General features: G+C 39.1%; 3 pseudogenes. 1 reads left to right on the forward strand and 2 read right to left on the reverse strand.

From position 1 onward, the window contains the following. Window positions 1–220 (forward strand): annotated as a pseudogene (locus CIK88_RS12495) (IS4 family transposase); the annotation flags it as partial. Between the two features lie 471 nt (window positions 221–691). Here the strand turns inward: CIK88_RS12495 and CIK88_RS12805 are convergent. Together CIK88_RS12805 and CIK88_RS12810 are read right to left on the reverse strand one after the other, a co-directional pair. Continuing rightward, a pseudogene (locus CIK88_RS12805) lies at window positions 692–922 on the reverse strand (transposase); the annotation flags it as partial. Between the two features lies 1 nt (window position 923). Then, a pseudogene (locus tag CIK88_RS12810) lies at window positions 924–1,219 on the reverse strand (IS982 family transposase); the annotation flags it as partial.

Raw genomic sequence — 1,219 nt, forward strand, 5'->3', positions numbered from 1 at the left:
CGAAAATGCTGTAAAGATACAATTGTATAGTGCAATCATTGCATATTGCTTGGTTGCGATTGTTGAACGAAAAATGAAATTGAATATGGAAATGTATGATTTGTTAAGAATTTTATCTGTCTCATTGTTGGACAGAACCCCTCTCGTAGATTTGCTCGGCAAAAGCGAACCTGCCGAGAAGTTACAAACTGTAAGAGAATTAAGTCTTAAATTTATTTAGTGGACACTAGTGGTCCGTCACCTTGTTACATTTCTCTGTGTATCAATGCGTTACAAAGCCTAATTTTGAAGTATAAATATTGGCGGTTGTTGTATATTGCTGAATATAAGGCAGATAGGTGGAGCACTATTCGTTTATTGGGCTTGAATCTGTGGTAAGATCATGGGTAAGATGTTCTGTGCTGTAAAGAAAAGAGCCGAAAACGGCATTTTTCAGTAAAATGCAAAAATGTTGCGTTACAGCGTTACAGTTACAGTATTACAGTTTTTGAAAAGCAAAATACCAAAGGATTCTCAGGACATGGCCCTGAATCATGAAAGTCATTGAGCTTCCAGCCCGCTTTTGTATGTGAAGACAGATACGTGAATTCTCTTCCCATGCCATCAGACATGGGTTATATATAAAGAATCGAAGCCGATTATTTTGTCCTTAGAACAATGTAAGTTGCTTCGTGTCTTCGATGCAGTATCCTTACAATGTCTTCGGCTTGTTGTCAAAGAAACAATATGCTTCCAAGGCAGAAATAAGGTTCATGATAAAGTTGCTTACAGATCTATGGCGTGAGTGTACAATCTGTGCCGTATTCTTCAGCATGTCGTTAATGGTTTCGATAATGTATCTCTTGCGGAGCATCATTCTGTCATAGAACGGCATCAGCTTGTTTCTCATGTTTACGCGCAACCCTGTCACCAGCTGTATTCCGTCACACGCGGCTTTCCAACTCCACAAAGCGGTTGTACGACACAGCTTTCGGAAAATAAGACATCATCGTACCCTTAATAAAAAACAGATAGTAGTGCTTGAAATTGCGGAATGTACCGAAATGGAAATACAACAGAATCGTCATGATTTCACTGTCGGACAACGATGCTGCACGCCGTCTACGCTTCACTCCGCTATTGTCTTCCAGCAAATTTCCTGCATTTTCTGCATCAAAATGTTTGCAAAACTCGTCTATAATACAAAATAATTCTGTAACTTTGCAATCGGTAGTCATAT

This window comes from Prevotella sp. P5-50, assembly GCF_002251295.1.
GTDB lineage: Bacteria > Bacteroidota > Bacteroidia > Bacteroidales > Bacteroidaceae > Prevotella.